Annotated in this window: 20 protein-coding genes and 1 pseudogene; 13 read left to right on the plus strand and 8 right to left on the minus strand. The window is 38.7% G+C overall.

What is annotated here, in order from left to right; translation table 11 throughout:
• Positions 1–705: 705 nt before the first annotated feature.
• Positions 706–1389 (plus strand): hypothetical protein, encoded by a 684-nt coding sequence (locus tag HH219_RS15405; RefSeq protein ID WP_169327977.1) that lies wholly within the window; start codon positions 706–708, stop codon positions 1387–1389.
• Between the two features lie 23 nt (positions 1390–1412).
• Positions 1413–1763, plus strand: a complete 351-nt coding sequence (locus HH219_RS15410; RefSeq protein ID WP_169327978.1) for an SH3 domain-containing protein — start codon at positions 1413–1415, stop codon at positions 1761–1763.
• Between the two features lie 88 nt (positions 1764–1851).
• Here HH219_RS15410 and HH219_RS22100 read toward each other — a convergent pair.
• Positions 1852–2120, minus strand: a pseudogene (locus tag HH219_RS22100) (hypothetical protein); the annotation flags it as partial.
• A 262-nt stretch (positions 2121–2382) separates the two neighbouring features.
• Here HH219_RS22100 and HH219_RS15415 point away from each other — a divergent pair.
• The 4 genes from HH219_RS15415 (at position 2383) to HH219_RS15430 (ending at position 4576) form a co-directional block, all read left to right on the plus strand.
• Positions 2383–2640 (plus strand): type II toxin-antitoxin system Phd/YefM family antitoxin, encoded by a 258-nt coding sequence (locus HH219_RS15415; RefSeq protein ID WP_054206756.1) that lies wholly within the window; start codon positions 2383–2385, stop codon positions 2638–2640.
• Positions 2628–2927 carry a type II toxin-antitoxin system RelE/ParE family toxin gene (locus HH219_RS15420; RefSeq protein ID WP_169327979.1) on the plus strand — a complete coding sequence of 100 codons (300 nt, stop codon included), beginning with the start codon at positions 2628–2630 and terminating at the stop codon, positions 2925–2927. The genes HH219_RS15415 and HH219_RS15420 overlap by 13 nt, the downstream gene beginning before the upstream one ends.
• A gap of 426 nt (positions 2928–3353) precedes the next feature.
• Complete coding sequence (locus HH219_RS15425; protein ID WP_169327980.1) at positions 3354–3773, plus strand: hypothetical protein; 420 nt, start codon at positions 3354–3356, stop codon at positions 3771–3773.
• A gap of 305 nt (positions 3774–4078) precedes the next feature.
• A complete protein-coding gene (locus tag HH219_RS15430; RefSeq protein WP_054453245.1) occupies positions 4079–4576 on the plus strand; it encodes a lipocalin-like domain-containing protein in 498 nt (165 codons plus the stop codon).
• A gap of 162 nt (positions 4577–4738) precedes the next feature.
• Here HH219_RS15430 and HH219_RS15435 read toward each other — a convergent pair whose 3' ends face one another.
• The 3 genes from HH219_RS15435 to HH219_RS15445 all read right to left on the minus strand — a co-directional run bounded on the left by HH219_RS15435 (position 4739) and on the right by HH219_RS15445 (position 8938).
• Positions 4739–7018, minus strand: a complete 2280-nt coding sequence (locus HH219_RS15435) for a TonB-dependent siderophore receptor (RefSeq protein ID WP_349251626.1) — start codon at positions 7016–7018, stop codon at positions 4739–4741.
• A 284-nt stretch (positions 7019–7302) separates the two neighbouring features.
• Positions 7303–7857 (minus strand): zf-TFIIB domain-containing protein, encoded by a 555-nt coding sequence (locus HH219_RS15440; RefSeq protein WP_169327981.1) that lies wholly within the window; start codon positions 7855–7857, stop codon positions 7303–7305.
• Positions 7858–8182: 325 nt separating this feature from the next.
• Positions 8183–8938, minus strand: a complete 756-nt coding sequence (locus tag HH219_RS15445; protein ID WP_169327982.1) for an HAD-IIB family hydrolase — start codon at positions 8936–8938, stop codon at positions 8183–8185.
• A 123-nt stretch (positions 8939–9061) separates the two neighbouring features.
• On the opposite strand from HH219_RS15445, the gene HH219_RS15450 reads away from it, so the two are divergent.
• Positions 9062–9871, plus strand: a complete 810-nt coding sequence (locus HH219_RS15450) for a helix-turn-helix domain-containing protein (RefSeq protein ID WP_169327983.1) — start codon at positions 9062–9064, stop codon at positions 9869–9871.
• Positions 9872–10144: 273 nt separating this feature from the next.
• Here the strand turns inward: HH219_RS15450 and HH219_RS15455 are convergent, their stop codons facing one another.
• The 3 genes from HH219_RS15455 to HH219_RS15465 are packed head-to-tail and all read right to left on the minus strand — an operon-like array spanning position 10145 to position 13102.
• Entirely contained in the window at positions 10145–10288 is a 144-nt protein-coding gene (locus HH219_RS15455) for a DUF2256 domain-containing protein (protein ID WP_169327984.1), read from the minus strand.
• Positions 10278–11780 carry a deoxyribodipyrimidine photo-lyase gene (locus HH219_RS15460; protein WP_169327985.1) on the minus strand — a complete coding sequence of 501 codons (1503 nt, stop codon included), beginning with the start codon at positions 11778–11780 and terminating at the stop codon, positions 10278–10280. Before HH219_RS15460 ends, HH219_RS15455 begins: the two co-directional genes overlap by 11 nt.
• Positions 11781–11782: 2 nt before the next feature.
• Positions 11783–13102 carry a DASH family cryptochrome gene (locus tag HH219_RS15465; RefSeq protein WP_169327986.1) on the minus strand — a complete coding sequence of 440 codons (1320 nt, stop codon included), beginning with the start codon at positions 13100–13102 and terminating at the stop codon, positions 11783–11785.
• Between the two features lie 106 nt (positions 13103–13208).
• Between HH219_RS15465 and HH219_RS15470 the strand changes: the two genes are divergently transcribed.
• The 6 genes from HH219_RS15470 to HH219_RS15495 all read left to right on the plus strand — a co-directional run bounded on the left by HH219_RS15470 (position 13209) and on the right by HH219_RS15495 (position 19030).
• A complete protein-coding gene (locus tag HH219_RS15470) occupies positions 13209–13820 on the plus strand; it encodes a flavin reductase family protein (protein ID WP_169328016.1) in 612 nt (203 codons plus the stop codon).
• A 138-nt stretch (positions 13821–13958) separates the two neighbouring features.
• A complete protein-coding gene (locus HH219_RS15475; protein WP_169327987.1) occupies positions 13959–14324 on the plus strand; it encodes a hypothetical protein in 366 nt (121 codons plus the stop codon).
• A 26-nt stretch (positions 14325–14350) separates the two neighbouring features.
• Positions 14351–14515, plus strand: a complete 165-nt coding sequence (locus tag HH219_RS15480) for a hypothetical protein (RefSeq protein WP_169327988.1) — start codon at positions 14351–14353, stop codon at positions 14513–14515.
• Positions 14516–14709: 194 nt separating this feature from the next.
• Entirely contained in the window at positions 14710–15156 is a 447-nt protein-coding gene (locus HH219_RS15485; RefSeq protein WP_169327989.1) for a hypothetical protein, read from the plus strand.
• Positions 15157–15278: 122 nt separating this feature from the next.
• Positions 15279–15923, plus strand: coding sequence for a hypothetical protein (locus tag HH219_RS15490; protein WP_169327990.1), 645 nt, complete (start codon positions 15279–15281; stop codon positions 15921–15923).
• A gap of 473 nt (positions 15924–16396) precedes the next feature.
• On the plus strand, positions 16397–19030 hold the full coding sequence (locus tag HH219_RS15495; protein WP_169327991.1) for a TonB-dependent receptor: 2634 nt from the start codon (positions 16397–16399) through the stop codon (positions 19028–19030).
• A gap of 349 nt (positions 19031–19379) precedes the next feature.
• On the opposite strand, the gene HH219_RS15500 is transcribed toward HH219_RS15495, so the two are convergent.
• Positions 19380–20762: a VCBS repeat-containing protein gene (locus tag HH219_RS15500; RefSeq protein ID WP_169327992.1), complete on the minus strand. Its 1383-nt coding sequence runs from the start codon at positions 20760–20762 to the stop codon at positions 19380–19382.
• Positions 20763–21290: the final 528 nt, after the last annotated feature.

Here is a 21290-nt window from a genome sequence, read left to right on the forward strand (position 1 = left end):
ATCTTCATGGCTATTGTTTTAAGTTGTTTTTGGCGAAGTAATTTGATCACAATTAGTCATGAAGGTCGATCCCCTTTACTCATCTTTTTTTAATTCATTTCGTGGGGATTCGTCAGGCTTGGGTATACATCAATAAAAATAAATTAAAAACGAGTTATTCTACAGGCTCGTTATGTTTCAATCAGAGTGTGCAAATTTAAATGGCTCAGTGTAAAAAATGCAAGGCGGATATTGTTCCCCTAGAGGTTAAGGTGGCAATGAACAAATCATACTTTGTTTGCCCCGTTTGCAAACATAGAATTAGTAGCTTTAGTCTAAAAGGTTTATTGATCTTTATCGGTAGTGCAATATTGTTATGGGCTGTTCTCTTTGTACATCATCACATGACAAATTAACTTTTTAGTGTTGTGCATTTGAAACATAACAAGGCAAACAAATCAGGACAAATAGCAGTTGGCTGTTTTCGTTCCTCAACATTTTAGCCAACAATTTTTTGCCCATTATTAGAGCGTTGTGGCTGTAGAATTACTCTTTTTTAAGAAAAACAGCCAGTTTTGTGGGTCCTAAATGCATTGCCTAGTGCTTTAAAAACGCTTAGAGTTAATTATAGGAGCTCGTTTTTTAATTGAATTTGGCTGTTAGAGTTATTCTACAGCCTCGTTAGCTTTACTCTCAATTACAGTGATTAATCAAGGACTCTATTAAATGGAAAGTACTCTAGAAATGATACATGGCTCTACAGCTATTGAGAAAGCAATGAGGTCGATTAACTCACAGCAGTCTTTAATGGAAAAGGCCTTAGGATATACGAAAGGAATCTCTGTTATAGAGCAGGCAATGAAATCTTTTGAATCACAAAATACCATAATTGAAAGAGTGTTAAGCCTTTCTGAAGGATCATCAGCTATTGAACAAGCGATTAAATCATTTGATTCACAACAGGCTTTGATGAAAAATTTGTTAGGTTTTTCAAAAACTAATTCCGCTGTAGAACAAGCCATGAAAACCTTCGAATCACAGAACCCTATAATGGAAAAAGCTTTAGGGTTTTCACATGCCACATCAGCAATAGAAAAAGCAATGAGGTCATTTGAATCTCAGCAGGGGATTACTGATCGAGCTATGGCAGCAATGGCTAATTCATCCTCTATCTATTCTTCTTTAAGTCAATTGCAAAATTCAAAAGTATTACGAGAAATTAATTCAACATTCCTTAATCAAGTTACACATTCTATTCAAGAATCAAGCTCAATTAATACGTCGATGCTGGATGAAAAAACACTCGAAAGTGAATTTCAATCTGCTACCGAAATGCTTACTGATTCAGAAGATTCAAAAAGCTTTTTGAGATTTTCAATAATTTACCTCCTTTTATTCGGCTTGTTCTAGCTACATTCTTTTTACATGTCTTTTTGCCACAAATTAATAGTATTTCTGCAAACTTAATAACACCAACAGTAGAAAGTTACTTATTGGAGAGTGACCGAGCAGATAGAGAAAAGGTCAAAGATATTTCTGTACTACCGCGAAAAATTGAAGGTATTGATACATCAGGTCTTCGTTTTATAACTGGAAATAATGTTCGCTTAAGAGCCGATGCGTCAACAAACTCTGAAATACTCGACGAAATGATTTTTGGGCAAGTTGTCACTGTACATTCCAAAAATAAAAACTGGATTGAAATATCGTATAAATATGAAAATGGGACTGAAATGCATTGTTGGGTATTCACCAGATATTCTTCACGTTTTGTCAATCAGTAAAGCTAATCGGGTAGCCGGAGGTCTCTAACCTCCAGCCCCCACACCACCCATCATGCGCTTTTTATTAGCAGGAAGTGCAATGGGCGGTTCATCTCCCGTAATGAATATTGATCCAAATATCTCTCAATGACACTAAACCTTGTGACGCGAAGTAATCATTGCCTAATGCAATGTTAATTCCTTTTGTTTTTGAGCTTCTACAAGGGCCTTCGCTTCCAAGCGCCTACTTTTGGTACTGGTGATACCACAGGCTATGGCGAGTTGTTCGCTAACACCCAATTTCATTAAACTGCGTACTTTTGTGCGTGCTATACCTGATAAAGGGCGCCACTGCCGCCAGTAGCACATTATTATCCGGCAAAATATATGCTTGTCCTTTTTTACGCTGTCCTTTTTTAAGCTCCTAGATAGACCGCCAAAATAGATGGCATCTAGCAAGTATTTAATATTATCACGAAAGGTGCGTATTAATTCTGCCGCGCAGCGGCTTCGTTCAGCAAGCGATTATGCAACACAAACTGCGTGTCGCTAAATACTAAAATGTTAGCCGTATAATTGTAAATCCGAACCCTTGTGATACTATAGTGATACATTATGTGAGTTCTAAATAGAATTTATTATGAAAGTTGAACTTGTTACGACACTTAAGCGCCAAGCTACCAAAATTTTAGCTGATCTTCATATATCTAAAGAACCAGTGTTAATTACTGAGCATGGTCAACCATCCGCTTATTTAGTTGATGTTGAAGATTATGAATTTATGCAACAACGAATGGCAATTCTTGAGGGGGTTGCACGTGGTGAGCAAGCAATCAAAAACGGTAATACATTCTCGAATCAAGAAGCAAAAGAAAAAATGAGCAAATGGCTGAAATAATTTGGACCTCTCCAGCTCTTAATGATTTAAACGATATTGCTGAGTATATTTCTTTAAGTAATATTGATGCGGCTAAGAAATTGACTCAAAAAGTATTTGATAAAATATCTAGGCTAGAAGAACAGCCTGAATCAGGTAAAAGGCCACATGAATTAAGTAACTTAAATTACCGTGAAGTTCATGTTAATCCTTGCCGTATTTTCTATAAAGTGGATAGCGACAAAGTTTATATTTTACATGTCATGCGTCAAGAGCGAGATCTTCGTAGATTTCTTCTACAGAGCTAAATACGCCTAACAACACGCCCTGAGGTTAATAAAAGAAAACAAAGGCTACACCTATCCTATTACTTAGAAAAGCGCCAATAAAAACAGGGCAACACGTTTTTAAAACAATGGTAAACGACTTGCCTGTATCGAGCCTGCCTTCACTTCATTGTGCGGCAGTTCTATTGGCTTGTTCATAACCTAGAAAAGCTGAGAAACACGATGCATTAATAGGGCTAAGCCCTTATCACCCAAAAGCCACTCAAACATCTGCAATACCTTAAAAAAGCCCATTAAAACAACACCAAGTCCTCTTTTTATATTTACGTAAAATCGAAGTAACCGATTGAACCCAAATAGGATCTCAGCTATAGTTGAACCATCAATAAAAATAAATAAAAAACGAGTTATTCTACAGGCTCGTTAGGTGATTTCAAGGATAGCCCCATGAGTTATGATTTAATGGTATTTGATGCAGAACAAGCACCTAGAGAATTAGAAATCTTCTCAGATTGGTATGATGACCAGTCTGAATGGGCAGAAGAGCATGACTATGACGACCCTTCAGTAACGACTGATAAACTCCGGCTTTTTTTTATGGAGCTCATAAATGATTTTCCCCCAATGAACGGCCCTTTCGCAAAAGAGCTCGATGATGATACCTTAGCTGATATTTGTGTTGGGAAGGTAGTTGTATACGTTGGCTTTGCTTGGTCGCAAAGTGAACCTGCTTTCGAAAAAATGTTTAGTCTCGCAAAAAAGTATTCTTTGGGTTTTTTAAACGCTAGCTCAGAAAGAGGTGAGGTTTGGTTTCCGAATACACAAGGTGAACTGGAAATTTGCTTTGAGCTTAGTGACATCACGTAATCGGGTAACCGGAGGTCTCTAACCGCCGGCCCCCACATTACCCATCATGCGCTTTTTATTAACAGGAAGTGCTATGGACGGTTCATCTCCCGTGATAAATATCTACCCAAACACTTTCAATGGCAATAAATCTTGTGAAGCTAAACACTGATTACCTAGAGTAAAATAAACACTAAGAAGACACTCATCCTATGTGAGCCTGCTGAGTAGTCACAGGCCCACTTGTCTTTTTTGCATTTGTTGTTTTGTCCCCGAAAAGTAACTAAGATGGGTTTTATCTTAATTAATTATAAGGATGTAAGATTATGCGAATCTTATTTATTTTTACCTTAGTGGTAGCGCTTTTAACTGGCTGTAAAACATTAGGCGATAACCCTCAACCAAATGCGCTAGAAGGTGAGTGGCAATTAGAATTAGAAACATTGGCTATTGGAGAACAGGAATACACTACCTTTGATGGTAAAAACCGTAAAATGATTAAAATATTTACAGACAGTCATTTTGCGTTTTCAAGTATTGGCACAAATCGACCAAGGTTTAATTCATATCAACTAACGGCAGATCAAAAAGTTGTAGCATTTGACAATTATGGTGGTTCGTTGGGCCGCTATACCTACGAAAATGATACATTAATTGAGCATATTGAATATTCTAGCTTTCCAAACTATGAGGGAGTATCTATTCCTTTCAAGATCACTATTATTGATAATACTATGATCCAAGAAGGGCTTTATCCATTAATTGAACTCGGTTTGGGGGATCAGGACGGTTACTTGCGTTCAACATTCAAACGCATTGAATAGACATTAAAAAACGAAGAGAGTACTCCTTCTGTGACCTTGCTTTTTCAGGTTACGTAATGTTGGTATTTTGTGTTTATTGGTGATGATAAATATACAGCTAAATGCGCCTCCTTTAGGCGCATCAAGTTATATTGAATAGGGCATTGGCGTTTTAGGGGTATGTTACCAAGCGTGGCGTAAGCTCAGTTGCCAACTCACGGGCTCACCGTGTAAAACATAACCATCCCAAGATGAAATACTATTAAAATAGTGTTCGTCTAATAAATTATTAATATTTAGGGAAACACTGGTTTTATCATTAATCTCATAACGTGCCATAAAGTTGAGAAGTGTCACCGGCGATTGTTCAATTTTATATGCTTCACTTTGGCCATTAGCTACTGGCCTTTGTGGCGTGGCATAAAAACTATTTTGCCAATTAACCCCAAAACCAGCAGTAAATCCAGTTAGGTAACGATCAAAGTCATATGTGGTATAAATATTTAGTAATTTATTTGGCTCATCTGTTTTAAGCTGTTTACCTTCTTTGGATTTAGTTTTATGTTGGGAGTAACCTGCACTTAAATTCCAATCTTGGCTTAGTGAGCCGCTAAATTCTACTTCAAACCCTTTGGTCGTATCACCTTCCCCCCTTTGTTTATAAGGGCGATTTCCATTTGGAGTAAGATATTTCTCGGAATAATTAGGATCAAGCTCTGCCAGACCATTCTCGATATTTTCATAAATGGCTGCGCTAACGTTAAGGGTATCTTTGAGTAACTCTCCTTTAATACCAATTTCATAACTTTCTCCAGTGCTAGGGTCAAGCATTTTGTCATTAGCGTCAAAGTAGGCCTGTGGTCTAAACGCTTCGGTGTAACTAGTGTATATGCTGTACTGCTGGCTTATATCAATAATTAACCCTGCATAGGGCGTTAGTTCATCCGTTACATTCTCTTGATAGCGTATACCTTGGAACTCGCCAGTTGAGGGGTTAAAACGATCATTGCGATAATCCCAGTTACTTATTCGCGCACCCAAAATCACTTTCACACGGTCATGAGGATTTATACGTATGGCAGCAAAACCACCGTTGGATTTGGTGATATTAACACTTTGTTTGGCTAAATCTTTAAAAGGGTAATGCGGTACATCGCCAGTCCAATCATGAAAATTGAGCCCTTCAAGGGAAATTGAGGTTTGATCAGCCTGCTTGCCAAAAGAGGTCCGGTCGCGGCTAAATTGGTTATAGCTAAAAATCATTTCGTGTGTGCGATTAAATAACTCTACGGGGCCTTGTAATGAAACATCAAATGTTGTTTGTTTATCTTCAGAGCTACTTATCACTGCGCTGTAACCAAAGCCTAAGTCACTACTACCATCTGGATTTATATAACCTTCAGGGTAAACGAAAAATAGTTTGCCGCCTTGCATCTCTATGGTGTTGTAAGTCGCAATAGCATTTAATTGCCAATCATTCTCAAAAGCGTGATCAAGGCCAATAAAATAGGTGTGCTCTTCAAGCGGCCAGCCACTCCATTTTGCGGTCATGCCTGTATCTGAGCGTTTACCATTATAGCGGCTGCCATCAGCGAAAAGGTAGGGTTGGGAGTGGGAGTTTATAGCTCCTTTTGATGCGGTATCAGTATATTCTACGCCTAAGCGAAGTAGGGTGTAATCTGTTAGATCGGCTTCTAAAGTAGTGTAAATTGAGGTTTTTTGTTGCCCATAGCGTTCAATGTAAGAGTTTTTATCATAATGTGCAGCCACAAACCGAGCACGAATAGTACCGTCCTCGACTAATGAACCTGAAATATCAATCTCACCACGGTAATTATCCCAGCTGCCAGCTGAAAGACCAACACTTGCTTGAAAGTCTGTATTAGTGGCTCGTTTACGAACAAGGTTAACAGTCGCAGTAGGATCACCCGCTCCGGTTAACAAGCCATTTGCACCACGTACAATTTCAACGCGTTCATATGCAGCAGAATCGCCATTTACGTTGGGTCTGCGGCCACCAGGGAACTGCTGAACACCGTCAACTTGGATCAAGTTAACATTACCACCACGCACAGAAAAGCGAGGTCTATCTAAACTAGATGAGCGTCGCGCATAAAACCCCGTCGCATGCTCTAAAATTTCGTCTATATTGATGGTTTGCCAATCTTGCATCATCTGATTAGTAATAACTGTAACGGCTTGTGGCGTTTCTCGCTGTGAAAGAATCATTTTTAAGGCGGCTTTATTAGCTGATTCTGAGTAATCGTTAATACTAGTGCCAGTAACATATATATGTTCAAGTTCTTGAACACGTTTAGTATCTGTGGCTTCAGCGGAGTCATTAATGTATTGATTAGTATCAGTATTTTGTTTTGAAATCGAATGGAATGATGCGCAAATCATTAGCGCACAAGTAGAAAGTTTAAATTTACGAGTTAAATGGTATGTTTTATGAGCGTGCACAATTCGTCCTTAACTGTGATTTTTGTTAATGAAAATCATTATCACTAAAGTTGTGGGGTTTTTCAAGTACCCAATTAAGGTTTTTCTAAATATGCAGATGTGGGGCAATAACGAAGTTATACTTTTTTGGTATCTGTTTATTTAAAACAACTAGGTGATTAGCATTAGGCTTGCTGTTTGCTAGTCGTAATAGTCGATAACAAATGATATAGATACTAACGGCTAAATTTAGTTTTTCTAATAAATCAAATTTAGCCGTAGAAAGTTGTTTTTAATGTAGGAGGTTATTTTTCAGCAGAATATGGATCTTCGGCCATTAGGTAGGCTCTTAAATCTGCTTTTTGTGGTTGTGCATTAAGCCACTCTCTTAGGTCTTTTACTTTTGCGTAAGTGTCAGTGCCAAATTTATCAGCGTATATATCACTAAAGTTTTGCTTAGTACTTTGCTCGCGAATTTGGTTTTGCCATTGCTGCGTGACTACGGTATTTAATGTTCCAGCTAAGCCTTCTTCTTTTAGTAATTCCCACTCACCGGCATCTAACCATATACCGCCAACGGGTGCGCTGTAATCTATCCGGTGGTCGCTTGATGATGAAATACGAAATTTACGCATGATCACACCCGACACAGGGCAAATTAGGGCTTTTTTTGTGTCTGATGTTTCTGCTTCAAATGAGATGTTATCAGCAAATTCAAAAGTTGGGTTACGCTCTTTCCAAGCCGCAAAATCTTCGATTAAGATCCAGTGGCCATTACAATGCGTGCATGTGTGCGAGCGAAACTGACCTTCAATAAAACTTGGCTTTAGTAAGCCCTTATTACAGCTAGTACAATTCATAGTATCCCTTAAAAATTTGCAACCTGATTATTTAGAGTTAGTTTTGTTTTGATCTCATTAATGAGTAAACAACAGGTTTAATTTTGGCAACAGCCAGAGTGAGTTTTTCTAATATTAACGTATTTTTAGAATTGATAACAAAGATTTACTGATTTTAAGGGCTGATTTTCACAGCGAGCATGTTATTAACCTTATTTGTTATCACTAAAATAAAGAGCGCTGAGTGAATCAATTACATTAGTAAAATAACAGATGTAAAAAGTGGGTATTGATTTGACTTGCAAAGTTTACTATAAAGCCCCTGTGACGAGGCTCAATATAAGAGTTACTTGCTACTTAAGCTAAGTGCGAGATTTTTCAAACTCGCTAACAGGGTATGTTGTTCTAACTGAATATACTCTCTTGACGGCGTCACTTTATTGCCTACTACAAAAGCCTTTTTTGCAGCATTAAGCATCGCAAGATCATTTATATCATTACCAAAACATAAGGTGTTGTTAAGGTCTATTTTAAGTTTTTGTAAAGCCTGTAATTTATTACAAGCGTTTGGTACAACGTCAAAGCAATCATGGCCACTATGATGGTAATAGGCAAACTTAAATAAGTTGGTTTCGCAAAATTGAGTGAGTTGTGATTTACAATGTGACTCTAATACTAAAAGCTTTACGATTGGTTGCGTTTGCAATATCTGTTTATCTGTTGGTAAATGCCCATATTTCGTCATTATTTGATGAAAGTAATGAGGCTTATTTGATACTGCATAATTCATATAACTATCAAATAAATACGTAATATCTTTTGCATCTAGCCAATTTAGTAAAGTTTCTATGTGTTGTTCTTCAAATGTGCTTGCGCTTACAACGTTACCCCCTTGACTGATCATAGCCCCGTTACACCCAATGATTGTATGCTCATGAAATCGCTTTGGTAATATTGGTAATGTATCTCTTAGTGGCCTTGCTGTTGCAAAGATTATTTGTGTATCTAATTTCTCTAACTCAACGAGTGCGTGACAAAGGGCTATTGAAAGCGGTTCACCTTCAAAAATTAATGTGCCATCTAAGTCAAATACTAAATACATACGGTGCCTGCCTTGTGATTAAATATGAGCATATACAGTGCCATAGCAAACATGCTAGATTTTAATAATTAGCTCATATTTTTGAGGTTTTAGCTTATTAATACGATTAAACCCGCAGCCGTATTGTTTCCAGCACATAGCTCTATTGTCATTAAGCATATTAGCAACACTCCATTGTTGTTTGAATGGCACCGGCATGACTGCTATGAGTTAATATTGACCTTGGGAGCTGTAGGCAAAAAGTATATTGCAGGTGCGGTATTAGAGTTTAAAGAAGTGGACTTAACGTTAATATGTCCACACGTACCGCATACGTGGGATAGCAGTAAATATAGTGATACAGCGCAAGATGTTATAGTGATTTTGTGGCCAAAAACTTTGTTTGCTAATCGGTTCCCCGAATTTGACTCTATCAATAACTGGCTATCTATTATTAACGAAAGTCACACATTTTTTGTTGAAAAAAACCACCCAATGATCAACGCTTTGTTTTTGCTCGCAGCTGCGAAACATCCACTCGACAAGTTAGCAAAATTAATAACCCTACTGCAAGATTTGCAAAACTTACCTAGTACAGAAAGTGGTTACAAAAATGGACATCAGTTAGACCCTAGGCTGACACAAGCGCTGAGTTATATATCTGAAAATATTGAAAACGTACCGAACTTAACAAAAACAGCAAAACAGGCAAATGTCAGTAATGCAACTTTAAAGCGCTTATTTAAAACATATTTGGGTAGCAGTTTTAGTGCTCAGGTTAATTTACTAAGGTTAGAGAAGTCACAGCATTTATTAGCGACCACACGCTTAAGTATTGATCGTGTAGCTAGTTTATCTGGCTTTAAAAGTGCTTGTTATTTTAATAAAGTGTTTAAGGCGCACATGAGTGTAACGCCGACAACTTATAGATTTAATAATCTTTGGCGTAAATAGAGTTTAACTCAGTTTTACTTTTTACTTTTTATTATGTTCATTGTTGTTTGCACTTTGTTGAGCTGTTCACTGACTTTGTATATCTTGAATTTAGGTATTAATAATGGTTGATTTCGCACGTACTTAATATTTCGTTTGCTGCTTGATAGCGGAGTTTTATAGAGTTTTTAGATACAGACTTTTTTAAACAGGAGTTTAAGTTAGTTTGTAGCTGCAAGCCTTACTTATACAATGTTTTTAAATGGAGTAGGGTAAGTGGCTAATTGCTTAGATTTAAGACTTAGCTAAATGGCGTTTACATCGCTGTGAACAGTAAATTACGTTATCCCACTCGCGTTGCCATTTTTTACGCCAAGTAAAATCGCGTTTGCAAATAGGGCATGTTTTTTGTGGTAAGTGTTGCTTTTTATGCGCCATTGCTATGCTTTTTTATCTTTGGAACGATACTAACATGCTTTTTTAAAATACCGGGAATGGCGCGTTTTACGTCAATTCGTTCGCGGTATTGCCAGAGCCTTAGGCGAGCTTCTTTAGACGCCTTAGTTAAATCTATCATGGGCTCTGGGTAATCTTCACCTACTTTAAAATCGTTAAATAAGGCTTCCATAGGCGTTTGCATCCAAGGTTCATGCAAGTACTCAATGGGGAGTTTTTCAAGCTCTGGACACCACTTTTGAATAAACGCCCCGGTTGGGTCCTGATCTTCAGATTGCTTGATTGGATTGTAATGGCGAATGGTATTTATACCTGTCACAGAGGCTTGCATTTGAATTTGCGGGTAGTGAATACCGGGCTCAAAGTCTAAAAAGTAATTCGCTAAAGGCAAGCTTGCCTGTTGCCAGCTAATGTTTAAGTGGTGTGTAACAAAACTGACCAGCATCGCGCGCATTCTAAAGTTAATATAGCCTGTGTGTTTTAAACAGCGCATGCAAGCATCAATAATGGGAATACCTGTTTGCCCTTGTGCCCAGCGCGCTAAGTCGGTTGTTACGTGTTTGTCATCGCGATAAGGGAATACATGATAACCGGGGTTAAGGGCTACAAACTCCATACTGCATTCACTTTCAAACTTTTGCATGAAATGGCAGTGCCAATGTAAGCGCGAAACAAACGCAGCTAATGGACGCTTCCAGCCTTTTTTGTCTGGGTGCTTAGAATGATAAGTGTCGATTGCCGTTTGATATACTTGCCTAAGGCTTATATTGCCCCATGCCAAGTAAGGAGAGAGCCGCGAGCAATGAGTTTGGCTTAAACTCGGGCTTGAAATGCCTTTTTGATAGCCTTTGCCACGGACTTCAAAAAAGCTCTGCATAACCTGGCGTGCTTGCATTGGCCCGCCAAGTTGAAAGTTATCATCAGAGTGAGTGTAGTTTTTAGGTAAACAAGGTGGGGCATAACCACTTAAGGTTACACTGTTAACGCGTTTCCAATTTGGGATTGCAATAGCGCTTTGCATTGTTTTCTGCCATTGCTCGTTCCATTGGTTGCGGTTTGTTGCCCCTCTAATTACTGCGCCTGTTGGGGTTTCAAGCCATTGAACAGCGTGATCCTTGCACCATGCTTTTATTGCTTTATCGCGCTCAAAAGTATTATTTAAGCCAATCTCTTGATGACTAAATAGGTTAACAATTTCAAACTCTTGATTTAAAGAGTTAAGTAAGTTTTCCATTGCGCAGCTAAAGGTGTAAATAGTGGTATTGAAGCGTTTTAGCTGCTGGTTCATATCAGCAATTGACTGATATACAAACCGCCAATGACGCTCGTTATAATGACTGTCATTAAGTAATAATGGTTCAAAGTTATAGATCAATAATGTAGGCAGCGAGCTTTCAAAGGCACTTTTTAATGGCTGATGATCAGATAAACGCAAGTCACGCTTAAACCACACAATATTAATTTTATTTTGCATTGTTAACTACTTAGTGGCCAGTCGGCGGCATCTGAAGAATCTAAGCTTTGTACATTATTTCCTCGCCAATGATTAATAAAGGTATTGTGAGGGTCGTACATTTGCGTTTGTTTAGCTAAATTAAAATGACGCCCAGCACGTGGGTCTGCGCCAACCCCAGCTAAGTACTGCCAGTTGCCCCAATTTGCCGCTACATCATAATCAATTAGTTGTTGTTCAAAGTAAGCGGCCCCAAAACGCCAATCTAGATTAAGCTCATGCACAAGGCAACTTGCTACCAACTGGCGACCTCGGTTAGACATATAACCCGTTTGGTTAAGCTGTTTCATGCACGCATTGATAATAGGATAGGGCGTGGTGCCTAGACACCATTGTTTAAAACGTTGTGAATAAAAGCTAGTTAACGGTTTTTTGCTGCCAATGCCTTTAAATGAAAATAGCTTTTTACCATAGCACACGCTGTAAAGCTGAAAATATTCACGCCAAAGTAGCTCAAAGAAAATCCAATAGGTGGAGTCGTTAGCGCCATGTATTTGTTCGTAATCATGTAACGCAGCAATAATTTGGCGTACAGACAGATTGCCATTAGCTAACCATAGCGAAAATTTAGTCGAATTTTCTATCCCATCAAGTGCATTACGGGTTTGCTTGTAATTCGATGCAGCATCCCCAGCAAAATAGTGGTTTAAGTGCTCCATCGCAGCTTGCTCACCGCCAATAAACAGTGAAGATACAGCCCACTTTTTTATCTCTGGTAATGTCTTAGGCCATGACATTGGGGCAATGAGTGGCGGCGGCAAATACGTTGGGGTATTAATTGGCGCAAGAATTTGTGGTTCGTGATGTTCTATTATTTTACGAAATTTGCTAAATGTTGCGGGGAGGTCGTTAACTGAAAATGGCAGTTGATGTTCATCATATAAAGTAAAAGTATTTGCTTGGTTTATTTTTAGGTCATCAAATGTGTTACCAATAGCAGATAGTGACTGTCGTTCATTAAAACCAATTTGCTCACTACAATAAAGCGTTCGCACATTGTGATGATGGTAGTAATGACTAATAACCTCATAAGCCGGTTGATGATAAACCACTAAATGCTGCCCATAGCTTTTAAGTTGGGCGTCTAAATCACGCAAAGCGCTCACTAAAAATTGCCACCTGTATTTGCCCATAGTTTGGCTGGCAAAGCGGGTGGTTTTGAACCATTTAGGATCAACACAGTACACGAAACTCAATGGTGTCTTTTGCTCGCAGGCTAATTTTAATAGCTGATTGTCGTTGAGCCGCAAATCATGGGTAAACCAATATAAAGAATGTGTCATAAAATAATGTGCCAATACAGTCATTTTTATTTACTTTGAGTTCAATACGTAACAAAGTAAAAACACGTTTATTAGTACGTTAAATTTAATTTTTAAAGAGGTGATGGTGTATTTTGATTTAACTGATCCATTAGAGCAAAAAAGTGTTTACAGTAAGCTGGTTGGCGGGATCACGCCACGGCCGATTGCGTGGATAAGTACGGTAAGTGAAACTGGAGTTGACAATATTGCCCCATATTCATTTTTTACCGTCGCCAGTGTTAACCCGCCAGTGTTAAGTGTGACACAAGTAAACCCCAGTGATAAAAGTAATAAAGACACCCTAAGTAATCTATTAGCCACTAAGCAATGTGTGGTGAATATTGTTAGCCATGAACTTGTTGAAAAAATGAATCAAAGTTGCGCAAATTACCCAACAAATGTGAGTGAATTTGAAGCGGCTGGTATTACCTCAGAGGCAAGTAAATATGTGCAGCCATTAAGTGTAAAATCTGCCAAAGTACGTTATGAGTGTACGCTACGTGAAGTAATCTCTATTTCACAAGAGCCCAGCGGCGGACAAATGATGCTATTAGACGTTGTGGGAATTTACATTGATGAGCGTGTATTAACTGACGGTTATATCAACCCTATAGCTTTGAATGCCGTTGGTAAATTAGGCGGAGATTATTTTGTGACAACGCAGAGTATATTTGAATTAAATCGGCCGAGTATATAAAGTGTAATTTATTATCTTAAAAAGTTGAAAGTGAGCTTTGAGAAGATGTTATTAGTTCTTGAATTCAAATATAAAGATTAGCGTTCTAACGAATTATCAATAACTACGCCTGTATTTATTTTGTTAAAGGGAAAGAACATGAATGAAGTGAATCAATATATATTAGATACTATTAAGACTCATGTTTGGGGCGGTTTTGATACGCGAGATGAAATTCAAAGGGTTATTTCTGATTTACTTGAAGAGGACGCTGATGAAAGGATGCTTCGTGAATTCGTAAGTATTGAATTTAAGAAAAAGTTTGAAGCTGAAAAACATTGGCCTCAAGTTACAGATGTAGATCGGTTAGAAAGTGTTTTTCAAGCACTTAATCGTAATGGTATTCACTGCTTACATAATGCGGGCTATACGATCTCTGATGGACATGACGATTCAATAGAAGAATTGATGGCTTACCCGAAGGGGCATTCTTTGGCTATTACTTCTATCATGGTCAAGATCTAGAAAGAGCTGTTTCTGGCGGTGGTTTAATGCTCGCTTATGATCACGTTGATGGCGATGTACCTGAAAAAATTAAAGTAGCGCAAACTATTCAGCAAGAGTTACAAAGAGCAGGGTTCACTTTAAAGTGGGATAGTACTACTAATCAAAGGGTTAATATTGTGCAATTTGACTGGAAACACCGTGCTTGTTAACTGTTAACTGTTAACAGTTAACAGTTAACAAGGCCTGCTTCCATGATATCGTGGGGAAAGCGGATCGTTTTCTAAGATTGTTTTAATAGCGAATAGGTTACATGATGCTATATTACGAACTCCCCCAATTATGTATAAGCAAAATCGAGCTGCTTTTGAAGAGCTTCAGTCTCGTGATTTATTAAGGAAAATATATGTGCAGACTTTTAGGATTATTGTTCTTTTTTAGCTTAAACATTTTTGCATGTGGTAAGGAACAAAAAGAATTTTTACCTTTTGCTGTTGAATTTGAAGCTCAGAGTAATAGCCTACAGGCACTTAGAGAATTTGAAATATTATCGCCAATACAAAAAGGTGATGCATTTTTAAGTAATATTACAGCGAGTGTGGAAGGTGAATTTGAAGTTAGCTTAGATATAAGAGAATCTCGTAGTTATATAGGTGATTACTATCAATCTTACGTAAGAGTAGCTAACAAGCATATTGATCAAATCGAAATTTCTCTATCTTACAATACAACAAAAAAAGATCGATCAAACATGATTTTTTGCGCTAATTGGAAAGATTATAAATTAACAGAGCTTGTTAGTTTTGAGTCAGCGAAAAAGGCTCCATCAGGCCCGCCTTCGCCTCCAAAATAGAGGTTTTTTAAACGATTGAATCAAAAACCATTAGATCTGGTTGATGTATTAATAGAGATAAAACACTTACGAATCACTCGATGGTTCGTTATATAAATTTGATTTTTGGAGTTCGATTCTATATGGGTTTTGCTATTTTATGTGTTGTTATTGTAATTATTCTTTTAGCTATTTTTTTTAATAATATACATAAAAAAAGAATTGAGTTCATCACATCATTTGAATTTCCTAGTTCAATAAAACACCATGTTAAAACGACTTACCCTCATTTAAATGATAAGCAGGTTGAATTAGCTTTAGAGGCACTTAAATCCTTCTTTCTAATTGCTGGTAAAGCTAAATCAAAGCCTGTGGCAATGCCATCTCAAGTGGTTGATGTGGCTTGGCATCAGTTTATTTTATTTACAAAAAACTATGAAACCTTTTGTAAAAAAGGATTAGGTAGGTTTTTACATCATACACCCACAGAGGCAATGAAGTCGCAAACTACGGCTCAAGATGGTATTAAAAGAGCGTGGCGGTTAGCATGCTTTTTTGAAAATATTAACCCTAAATCCCCTCGTCGTTTACCTACACTCTTTGCTATTGATGCCCAGTTAAAAATCGAAGATGGTTTTTTTTACTCATTAAATTGCCATGATCAGAATTCTCCAAATTATGGCAATGATTATTGTGCGACACATATAGGATGTTCATCTGGGTGCAGCGGATCGTCGGGTGATTCATCAAGTAGCTGTGGGAGTGGCTGTGGAGGAGGAGGCGATTAGCTAGTATGGGCATAGTATTGCATTAATTTATAGCGACTCCTTAGGCATTGCTGAATAATATTTGCAGTACCTTTTTATGAACCGCAACTTTTAATCGAATAAATATTAGGGCGTGTTGACCTTTCGTGATTGATTTTGCAGCAGTATGTTTGGTATTTAGGCAAGGCAGAGCCTGTGTAATGTGGTTGCTCCCCATAAATAGGCAATAACGCAGTATAAATTCCAAACATGCGCTGCCCACAGGGTTCTTCCTAGGGGCGTGAGCAGGACGAGGAAGCTTTGCTCGATTTTTACTTAGCCCACTTGATTCCAAACCTCGCGCCGCGATTAAATCGCCCCTAGATTGAACAAATTTCAATCCACAAAGGTCAACACGCCCTAGCACTGCGACAATTTGTCGCATTTTCAAAAACAGCAAAGTCTATATCATAAGCTCCTATTTTTAATAATAAAATTCTTAATAGGCAGTACACATGAATAACCCCATGGCCTTTTGTGCCATCGCAACCGCATTAGCCACATCGCATACTTTAGCAAATGAAATGACCGATAATATTGAGCGCATTAATGTGACCGGCTCACACATCAAACGCACTGATTTTGAAACAGCCAGTCCTGTAACCGTGATTGACGCAACACAAATTGCTCAAACAGGCATTGTAAATGTTGAAGATTTATTGCAACGCATGTCGTTTTCAGCGGGCGCTGCGGGTAATGCGACCAATGCCTATTGGACAAGTGGAGGATATGGATCGGCACAGGTAAACTTGCGCGGTATGGGGATTAAACGCACGCTAGTATTATTAAATGGGCGACGAATTGTAAACGGTGGTACGGGAGCCAATAGTGCGGTTGATTTAAATATGATCCCAACCTCAATTATTGAACGCGTAGAAGTACTAAAAGATGGCGCATCTGCCATTTATGGCGCTGACGCTGTTGCCGGTGTGGTTAATATCATCACTAAAACACAATTAGATGGTGCTGAATTTACTGCAAAGTTAGGCGCTGGGGATGAAGGTGACGGGCAAAGCCAAGAAATTAGCTTTAATGTAGGCGGTGAGTTTGATCGCGGCCATTTTGTTTTTAGTGCGAGCTATATAAATACCGAGGCAGTAAGGCAGTCAGACCGTATAGACTGCGCTAAAAATGAGAAAGTAAATGCAGATGGCAGTAGCCAATTAAATTGTTTTGGCAGTGCAACAACCGCTGGTGGGCGAGCACTATTGGCTGATGGCAGCAGTGTGCAATTTAATCAAGATCCGCAAGGCGATGGTAATAGTTTTGAAGCGTATGATATAGCAAAACACGGTTTTACGTGGATCCCTTATTTAAATGCAGTAAACCCAAGCCAACGTATTAACCTATCGACTAACCTCAATTACCAACTGACAAGTAACATAAACTTTTTTACAGAAGCGCAATATAGTAATCGCCAATCAGAGCAAATAGTGACACCACGCAGTATTAGCGGTATTAAGGTCTCTAAAGAGTTTGCTTATAACCCAACAGGGCAAGACTTAGAGCTAACTCGTAGGCGTAATGTAGAGCTTGGTGCGCCGTATTTTTTTCAAGAAACAAACACAGCGCGTATTGTTATTGGGTTTGATGGCACATTAGCAAATGATTGGCAGTGGGAAGTTGCTTATAACTATGGGCGTAACACAGGCACTGACGGCTGGACGTTTGATCAAGATAAAGCCAAGGTCGCACAAACGCTAGATGATACAGTATGCAGTTATACTCCTGGTGCTGCCATTGTGTGTGGCGACTGGTTTGGTGTTGGTGAATTAAGTAATGAAGTGATTGATTACGTAAAGTATCGCCGTGAAGGCAATGGTGGCAACCAATTAAAATCATTGGCATTTAACTTATCGGGTGACATCACTGAGTTACCCGCAGGTACATTGGCCTTTGCCGCTGGGCTTGAAAGGCGTGAAGAAAGCGGCTGGCGAAATCCTGATTCAACGGTTCTTGCCAATGGTGGAGAAGACAGTATTAATGGTGACTATGATGTAAATGAAGCTTTTATTGAGCTTGCCATCCCATTGTTTGAAAGCCTTGAAGCAAACTTAGCAACACGCTACTCAGACTACAGTACCTTTGGCAATAAACTGACTTATAAGCTCGGGCTTACATGGCAAGTTGCGGATGACTTAATGCTTCGTGGTGTTAAATCAACAGCATTTAGAACGCCGGTGATAACCGAGTTATTTGGTGGCACAAATGCGGAGAACCTTCGCACTATCGATCCCTGTGAAAACGCAACTGGCGCAATTGCGGTTAATTGTTTAGCCGCCGGGCTCCCTACTGATTTTGCACAAGATGGCACAACGGTACGAACTTCAGTCGGTGGAAACCCAGATGTAAAACCTGAATCGGCAGACACACTTACACTAGGTCTAGTTTGGCAGCCGCACTTTATTGACGGGTTATCGACTACACTCGATTACTTTGATATAGACGTAAAAGACGCTATTACCTCGGTTAATGGCTCTGACACCTTGAAGTTGTGTTACACCAACCCAGCGCTTTACAGCGCTTACTGTAATACTTTTACACGCCACGCCGTAACGGGGCAAATAAATTCATTGAGTCAGCGCCCAGTCAATGCTGCGTTTGAAACGGTTAGTGGGGTTGATTTTAATACACGTTACACCGCTGATATTTTTGGTTTAAGCAGCCAGTTTGAGTTAGATGCCACGCGGTTACTCAAGCATGAAAACACGCCTTTTGCAGGGCAAGCAACGCAAAGCCTGTTAGGCTACATTACTGAAGACCAAGGCAGTTATACAAAATGGCGCGCTAATTTAGGGATCACTGTAAAAGCGGATGCGTGGTCAGCACATTATGCTATGCGTTACATTGGTGGTGCGCGTGATGTAAATGGCGGTGGGCCAATTGGCCGCGCGGTTGAAAGTGTTACCTACAGTGATGTTCAAGGGCGTTACTTTATAACTCAAGATACATCTATCAGCATGGGGATAGACAACATCTTTGATAAAAAAGCTCCCTTTTTAACCTCATGGAACGACGCTAATACAGATGTGATGACGTATGATTTACTTGGTAGAAGAGGCTACATTAAGTTAAATATTAACTTTTAAAGCAATTTAGTGATGCGTGTAATTTAAGTTCACGTTACAGCAAAGTGCGTTTATGCACTTTGCTGCATATCCATACCCAAGCCACCTCAAGATGCAGTTTCAGTTGGCGTTAAAAGCGATTTAGGCAAGGCATTGCAGAGAATGGTTATTCCCTTTTTATAAATCAATCTCTTATAAAAGTAACGCAGTATAAATCGCTTTTAAACCAACCCGCAGGGCATTTCACAGGTACTTACTCTCTGCGTTGTTACTTCTTAAAAGGGACGGCCATTCTTACAAAGTAACGCCTTGATATTAAGCCCCTTTGAAACGCTGAATTCTGTATCTTGAGGTGATTTGGGTATATAAGCTACTTACTTATCAGAGTGGTTATTTTACTGGTGCCATCTTCTTCAGTAAATTTAAATACAAAATCGTGTTTAGAGTCGTTATTTAAATCAACCAATAAAATATCTCTTGGGTGTGTTGGTAACGCGTGTTTGATTTTTTTACGTTTTGAAGCAAACAAGTTGTTTTGCTCACCGTAATAAATGCCTAAGGTTTTTTTATTGTATCTATAAACCGCATCAATGTACCCGTCGCCGTTTATATCGGCTAATTTAAGAGGCTCTACAGGGCCTGAATTTGACATAGAAAGCGGGGCTTCAACTTCAAAGTCTGCGTTTGGTTTCTCTGAAAAGTTACCTGTATTTAACTGTTTAAAAAATGAAAACTCAATATCTACGTCGGTATCACCGCCGCCCATCGCCATCGAGGCAATGGTCCCAAAGCCAAAATCAACGTCTAACCGCTGTAAGTCAATTAAACCATCGTTATCTAAATCATGTTCAAATATTAACTCACCCATGGCGCTGGTGTTCGGTAAGCTTATAGGGTTGCTAAAGCTACCATCCGCTTGGCCTAAATAAAGGCTACGAGTGACTGTCGCATCAAGCGCATCCATGCCTTTCGTTTTAGGCATTTTGGCAATAATAAAGTCTAAATAGCTGTCGTGATTTATATCAGCAAAATGATTGATTGTTACTTTGCTGTCGTCATCCATTTTACCAATGCTTACTGGTAATGTCAGTGGCGTAACCTTACTTGCAAAGCCTTGCTCTGTGGCAAATAAAACACGGGCACTTTGTGCGTTTTTAAACACTAAATCAACATAGCCATCGCGGTTTATATCAATCGTTGTAGGGGCGGTGCTTATATCAATATCAAGAGTTAAATGGTTGTCGTTAAACTGACCATTAAACAAGGACTCTTTTTTAAAGGTATGAGGGGTAAATTTACCAAGCTGATCTTGAATGTAAACCGTACTGGTTTCAATATCGGGCAGTAAAATATCACTCAGGCCATCAAGATTTACATCAACAACAAAGCTAACCTTATTAAGCTTATCACTGGTTAATCGATTTAAAACTGAGGTATATTTGAATAACAATGTGCTGTGTTCTTTTTGGCTAATATATACGCCATCGGCAGTTAAAATAAGTGCTTGCGGGTGCGGTGTATTCGCAAGTTTTGCAACGTCAAAACCAAGCGCGTTATCGGGTACTGTTAGCGCATAGTTTTCAGTGTTTTCAATATCAATTTTGGCTAATTGATTCTGTTCTGAGTTGTAGGCAAAAAGCACTGAAGAGTCAGTCGTTATTAATTGTTCTGTGGTTTTAATCACAAGCTGCTGGCTTGCAAGTAATAATGGGCTAAAGGCGAGTAGTGTTAAAGCAGCCGTTGTTTTAAGCATTTTCAATTCCTTGTAAACGTATTGTAATTATTGTGTTTAAGCTTTGGCCTTAAATGCTAACAAAAGCACGGTTTGGTACAACAAATGTTTTGTAAGTAATTGTTTGAAGATGTTAATTTATCTTTGCTTATAAATGTTAGTAACTCAAAGCGCATTAACCTCATGGTGTACCGATCACCAATAGCATGGCGTTTATGGCTACAATTAGTGCGCTTTATGGATTATTTAGCGGTGTGTTTTTAGGGCGGGTAATACTGATGATACAAGTAAAAAAAGCATCAATTGATACGCACACTGTTTAGAGTATACCCAAGCCACCTCAATATGCAGACTTCAGCGTTTCACAGGTGTTTAATATCAAGGCGTTACTTTGCAACAATGGCAGTCCCTTTTAAGAAGTAACAACGATGAGAGTAAGCGCCTTTGAAACGCCCAAGGGGTTGGTTTAAAAGCGATTTATACTGCGTTACTTTTATAAGGGAATGATTTTAACAAGGGAACAACCATTATTTGCAATCAATGCCTTGC

Source organism: Pseudoalteromonas sp. NEC-BIFX-2020_015 (assembly GCF_012952265.1).
GTDB lineage: Bacteria > Pseudomonadota > Gammaproteobacteria > Enterobacterales > Alteromonadaceae > Pseudoalteromonas > Pseudoalteromonas neustonica.

What these genes read in the sequence shown, in the direction of transcription:
- HH219_RS15405 (WP_169327977.1), top strand. Translation starts at nt 706, where the DNA reads ATGGAAAGTACTCTAGAAATGATACATGGCTCTACAGCTATTGAGAAA.
- HH219_RS15415 (WP_054206756.1), top strand. Translation starts at nt 2,383, where the DNA reads ATGAAAGTTGAACTTGTTACGACACTTAAGCGCCAAGCTACCAAAATT.
- HH219_RS15420 (WP_169327979.1), top strand. Translation starts at nt 2,628, where the DNA reads ATGGCTGAAATAATTTGGACCTCTCCAGCTCTTAATGATTTAAACGAT.
- HH219_RS15425 (WP_169327980.1), top strand. Translation starts at nt 3,354, where the DNA reads ATGAGTTATGATTTAATGGTATTTGATGCAGAACAAGCACCTAGAGAA.
- HH219_RS15430 (WP_054453245.1), top strand. Translation starts at nt 4,079, where the DNA reads ATGCGAATCTTATTTATTTTTACCTTAGTGGTAGCGCTTTTAACTGGC.
- HH219_RS15440 (WP_169327981.1), bottom strand. Translation starts at nt 7,857, where the DNA reads ATGAATTGTACTAGCTGTAATAAGGGCTTACTAAAGCCAAGTTTTATT.
- HH219_RS15445 (WP_169327982.1), bottom strand. Translation starts at nt 8,938, where the DNA reads ATGTATTTAGTATTTGACTTAGATGGCACATTAATTTTTGAAGGTGAA.
- HH219_RS15455 (WP_169327984.1), bottom strand. Translation starts at nt 10,288, where the DNA reads ATGGCGCATAAAAAGCAACACTTACCACAAAAAACATGCCCTATTTGC.
- HH219_RS15460 (WP_169327985.1), bottom strand. Translation starts at nt 11,780, where the DNA reads ATGCAAAATAAAATTAATATTGTGTGGTTTAAGCGTGACTTGCGTTTA.
- HH219_RS15465 (WP_169327986.1), bottom strand. Translation starts at nt 13,102, where the DNA reads ATGACACATTCTTTATATTGGTTTACCCATGATTTGCGGCTCAACGAC.
- HH219_RS15475 (WP_169327987.1), top strand. Translation starts at nt 13,959, where the DNA reads ATGAATGAAGTGAATCAATATATATTAGATACTATTAAGACTCATGTT.
- HH219_RS15480 (WP_169327988.1), top strand. Translation starts at nt 14,351, where the DNA reads ATGCTCGCTTATGATCACGTTGATGGCGATGTACCTGAAAAAATTAAA.
- HH219_RS15485 (WP_169327989.1), top strand. Translation starts at nt 14,710, where the DNA reads ATGTGCAGACTTTTAGGATTATTGTTCTTTTTTAGCTTAAACATTTTT.
- HH219_RS15490 (WP_169327990.1), top strand. Translation starts at nt 15,279, where the DNA reads ATGGGTTTTGCTATTTTATGTGTTGTTATTGTAATTATTCTTTTAGCT.
- HH219_RS15495 (WP_169327991.1), top strand. Translation starts at nt 16,397, where the DNA reads ATGAATAACCCCATGGCCTTTTGTGCCATCGCAACCGCATTAGCCACA.
- HH219_RS15500 (WP_169327992.1), bottom strand. Translation starts at nt 20,762, where the DNA reads ATGCTTAAAACAACGGCTGCTTTAACACTACTCGCCTTTAGCCCATTA.